The sequence below is a fragment of the Flavobacterium sp. FPG59 genome (genome assembly GCF_002150205.1).
In the GTDB taxonomy this organism is placed as follows: domain Bacteria; phylum Bacteroidota; class Bacteroidia; order Flavobacteriales; family Flavobacteriaceae; genus Flavobacterium.
The window spans coordinates 1-4938 of record NZ_MTCA01000223.1; the positions used below are offsets into that span (position 1 = coordinate 1).

Annotated in this window: 3 protein-coding genes; 1 reads left to right on the top strand and 2 read right to left on the bottom strand. The window is 33.0% G+C overall.

Annotated elements, in window-relative coordinates; translation table 11 throughout:
* Positions 1 to 702: 702 nt before the first annotated feature.
* Together FPG59_RS16990 and FPG59_RS13840 are read right to left on the bottom strand one after the other, a co-directional pair.
* Positions 703 to 834 (bottom strand): hypothetical protein, encoded by a 132-nt coding sequence (locus FPG59_RS16990; RefSeq protein WP_254906711.1) that lies wholly within the window; start codon positions 832 to 834, stop codon positions 703 to 705.
* Positions 835 to 1184: 350 nt separating this feature from the next.
* Positions 1185 to 2489, bottom strand: a complete 1305-nt coding sequence (locus FPG59_RS13840) for an NAD(P)/FAD-dependent oxidoreductase (RefSeq protein WP_086455172.1) — start codon at positions 2487 to 2489, stop codon at positions 1185 to 1187.
* Between the two features lie 365 nt (positions 2490 to 2854).
* Here FPG59_RS13840 and FPG59_RS13845 point away from each other — a divergent pair, with 365 nt between their 5' ends.
* Positions 2855 to 4717 (top strand): ABC-F family ATP-binding cassette domain-containing protein, encoded by a 1863-nt coding sequence (locus FPG59_RS13845; protein WP_086455173.1) that lies wholly within the window; start codon positions 2855 to 2857, stop codon positions 4715 to 4717.
* Positions 4718 to 4938: the final 221 nt, after the last annotated feature.

Sequence of the window (4938 nt, forward strand, 5' to 3'; positions counted from 1 at the left end):
TTTTCAGAAAATCTCATTAACCTTATAATAGATGTACGTTAAAATCTTGTTAACGGTTTTAGAAATAAATTTAAAAAGTAAAGTTTTTGGCATTTTCTTTACAAATACCACTTATAAAATAGTTAATCACATTTATTTTAACAAAAAACAACTTAAATTCTTTGTCTATAATAGAATTATATTCCTTTATAAAAACTGTAAAAGCATAAAAAAAAAATGACATACAATTTAAAAATCCCGTAAATAGCACACTTTGATCTACTTAAAATTAAATATTGATTACGGATTTGCAGGAATAAAATCGGCGAATGACGTTAAAGTGTCGACAAGTAAAACTGTAAGTAGCTCATGACCATAAAAATATACTTCAACAAAAGAGAATGACTAAAAATGGTTACTACCATAAATAAGCATAAGAATTTAGTATAAAAATCTAATAGATTAATATAAATAAACCTTGAATTAAGACTTGAATAAAGTTACTTTTAAAAACAACTTATAGTAAAATCTTAAAATAAGGTGATCTTTATCAAGAGCGTAGATTTGACCCTGAAAAAAGCAATCAAAAAAAAGCCAATGAAATACAACAAACTGCTGGTAAATCCTCAACTAATTCTTAACTGAGTATAAAAAAAGGGTTCAACTTTAAATTAAAAGTCAAACCCCTTGTATTATAAAAATTAAATACTTTTTAAGATTGTATTACAAAAAGTATTCATTACAACCTTCAACCCCACAACTGTTGCCTTCATTCGTATTTAGAACAGTAACTTTAGCATCAAACGCACCTTCATCCCAAACTTTTTGAAGTTTTTTTAAAAAAGATCTCCTCATGCTGTGCTCTAGAAATAGCCTATTTTGTATCAAAAAAAAAAAAGGAACTCCTCGAAATACTATTTTTTGAACCTCGTCATAACGGCTCTTTCAATTAAAAATCCAATCCCGAATTCTTGTCATTTTAAGCCTAAACGTAATCTTTTATATATTTTTAAGCTAAATTTTAATCAATAGAGGCCACATAATTTGAATGTTATGAATAGCTTTTATATTCGAACTCAAACGGTTCTTTGGGTGCAAAATTTCGCAAAGCAAGTTAGAGACTTGTTTACTACTGTAGCGAAACGTTTTAAAGTTATAAAACCCGTTTAGAATATATTACATGTAATGTGAATTTAAAAATAAGCTTAAACCTCGTCACTAGTAAACGTAGTAAAGCTTTTCTTTTTATACGGTCTAATGATAAGCCTTCCCTCACGATCAAAACGAATGTAATTGTAGACCCAATTTAAGAAGACAACGGCTTTGTTCTTGAAACCAATGAGTGAAAACAAATGGACAAACATCCAAACGAACCAAGCAAAGACACCATTAAAATGATATTTAGGCAAATCGACCACAGCTTTGTTCCTGCCAATGGTAGCCATAGAACCTTTGTCATTGTATTCAAATGCTTCCAAGGGTTCCTTTTTGAGTAGTTTTATTATATTCGCACCTAATACTTCACCTTGTTGCAAAGCAGGTTGAGCCATCATTGGATGCCCTTCTGGATAAGCAGCTGATACCATAGAAGCAATATCGCCAATAGCAAATATATTTTGATAGCCATGAACCTGACTGTATTCATTGACTTTGATTCGCGCTACTTTTTCAACCAATGATTTTCCATCTAAACCGGCAACTAATGCACCTTGAACACCTGCGGTCCAGATTACGGTAGCGGTATCAAAAGTCAAATCAGAATTGGTTGTAATGGTACGTCCATCATAATTGGTCACACGAACGTTTTTCCAAATCTTAACTCCTAAACTTGTTAAGAATTTCTCGGCAGCTTGAGATGATGCTTCGCTCATGGTGTTTAGAATTCGATCACCGCTTTGAATTAAGTTGATTTCCATTTTAGCAATATCCATATCTGGATAATCTTTTTGGAGAATGGCTTTTTTCATTTCAGCAAGAGCACCAGCAAGCTCTACTCCTGTTGGTCCGCCTCCTACCAAAACAAAATTGATCAAACTATTTTGTTCTGAAACATCTTTGGTAAGCACTGCTTGTTCAAAATTCTCTAAAATGAGACTTCTTATATTGAGTGACTGCGGTATGGTTTTCATAGCCATACTGTTGCGTTCTATTTCTTTATTTCCAAAATAATTCGTTTTGGAACCCGTAGCAATAACGAGATAATCATAGTTTAATTCTCCAATTTCGGCAATTACTTTTTGATTTTTGGTGTCAATTTCCTGAACATTGGTCAATCTAAAATAAAAATCATCATATTCCTGAATCACTTTTCGAATAGGATATGCAATAGATCCTGCCTCTAATCCCCCTGTTGCTACTTGATACAATAAGGGCTGAAACGTATGGTAGTTGTGCTTGTCTAATAGTACAACTTGCACTTTTTTATTCTTTAATTTTTTTGCCAAGGCTATTCCCGCAAATCCGCCACCTATGATGACCACTCTGGGTAAGGATGAATGAGGTATGTTCATTGTAATGTATTGACTGTTTGATTCCAAATATACAAAGATATTTTAGAGTACCTCAACCTCTGGTAAATTGTCAAGTACAATTGTTCGCAAAAATTTCTTTCAACAAAAAGAGTTTCTTTACCAAGGCTTTTGATATCCAAAAACTATTTTAATTTTAAAATATAACTGTATGTCGAGGCAATAATTGTGTTTAAATCAATTAGCATTCTCTTAAAACAATTCCTATTGAAAAAGCCACTTCCTAAACTTAGGAGACAACAATACTAATCTAATTAAAGAATATTACTTCATTAAGCCATAGGATTGCATTAAACAATTGGTAAATGGGCATTTAAAAATGTACTTTTGCAAAAAAAAATACACTTGTGAATTACCTTTCAGTAGAAAACATATCGAAATCATTTGGAGAAAGAACCTTGTTTAAAGACATTTCTTTCGGGATAAATAAAGACCAAAAAATAGCTTTCATTGCCAAAAACGGTTCTGGAAAAACCACGATCATGAGCATTATCAATGGTCTTGAAGAAGCAGATTCTGGCCAAGTTGTGCTTAGAAAAGGGATTAAAATGGCGTTTTTGTCCCAAAACAATAATTTGCAAGACGAATTGACTATTGAAGAAAGCATTTTTGCCTCTGATAATGAAACGCTAAAAGTCATTGAAGCCTACGAAAAAGCATTGGAAAACCCCGAAGACGAAGAGGCGTACCAAAAAGCTTTTGATGGTATGGATCAACATAATGCGTGGGATTTTGAAACACAATACAAGCAAATTTTGTTCAAATTGAAATTAGAAAATTTCAAGCTTAAAGTAAAAAACCTTTCTGGTGGACAAAAAAAGCGTCTATCACTAGCCATCATTTTGATCAATCGTCCTGATTTGTTAATTCTTGATGAACCTACGAATCACTTGGATTTAGAAATGATTGAATGGCTCGAAAGTTACTTTGCCAAAGAAAATATTACGCTGTTTATGGTGACGCACGACCGTTTTTTCTTAGAGCGTGTGTGTAATGAAATCATAGAACTAGACAACGGAAAATTATACCAATACAAAGGAAATTACTCGTATTATTTAGAGAAAAAAGAGGAACGAATTGCCTCAGAAAATTCAAGTGTTGATAAAGCGCAGAATCTTTTTGTGAAAGAATTAGAATGGATGCGCCGTCAACCAAAAGCGAGAACTACAAAATCAAAATCGCGTCAGGATGATTTTTATGAAATCAAGGAAAAAGCACAAAGCAGACGCCGTGAAAACAAAGTAGAGCTTGAAATCAACATGGAACGCATGGGAAGCAAGATTATTGAGCTTCACAAAATTTCTAAAAAATTCAAAGACCATGTTATCATGGACAACTTTAGTTTTGATTTTCAACGTGGCGAACGCATTGGAATCATTGGTAAAAACGGAACAGGGAAATCGACTTTCTTGAATTTATTGACTGGTACTTTACCACTTGATGGCGGAAAAGTAGTGGTGGGTGAAACCATAAAAGTAGGCTACTATACGCAAAGCGGAATCAACCCAAAACCGGGACAGCGCGTTATAGATGTCATTAAAGAATACGGGGAATTTATCCCTTTGATGAAAGGAAAATTGATTTCGGCATCACAGTTGTTAGAACGATTTTTATTTGATGCCAAAAAACAATATGACTTTGTAGACCGATTGAGCGGTGGTGAGTTAAAACGTTTGTACCTGTGTACGGTTTTGATTCAGAATCCGAACTTTTTGATTCTGGATGAACCAACGAATGATTTGGACATTGTAACACTTAATGTACTAGAGAGTTTTTTACTAGATTATCCAGGCTGTCTTTTAGTGGTTTCTCACGATAGATACTTTATGGACAAAATTGTGGATCACTTATTCATTTTTAGAGGGAACGGTGTTGTGGAAGATTTTCCAGGAAACTACTCTGATTTTAGAGCCTATGAAGACAGTGCTGATGTAGCGCAAAAAGAAGAAAACAAAGCCGAAAAGAAAGACTGGAAACAAAACAATCCAACTGGAAATTTAACGTTCAATGAGCAAAAAGAATTCCAGAAAATAGAACGCGAAATCAAAGATTTAGAGATTCAAAAAGTAGCCATTGAGCAACTTTTTTCGGACGGGAAAATTACGGATGCTGATATTGAGAAAAAAGGAAATGAATTGCAAAACCTCATCCAAAAGATGGAACTTAAAGAAGAACGTTGGTTTGAATTAAGCGCCAAAATGGAAGGTTAAAATTAGGACTCAGTTGCAGTTTGCAGCTTGGAACATTATTATTATTTAGGATTAGATCCACAACAAAATTTTGATTTTGTTGTGGATTTTTTTTTGCATAAAACTATTTTTGGACTAAAGAAAAATTACATTGAATTAAAAGACCGATTGGTGTTTTGTAGTTTATTTTATATATTTTTGAGAAATTTAATTCTTGATTTTTGTCAGACTTATACGTATTG

Excerpts from the sequence above, each read along its gene's own strand:
- FPG59_RS16990 (WP_254906711.1), bottom strand. The coding sequence starts at position 834 with ATGAGGAGATCTTTTTTAAAAAAACTTCAAAAAGTTTGGGATGAAGGT.
- FPG59_RS13840 (WP_086455172.1), bottom strand. The coding sequence starts at position 2,489 with ATGAACATACCTCATTCATCCTTACCCAGAGTGGTCATCATAGGTGGC.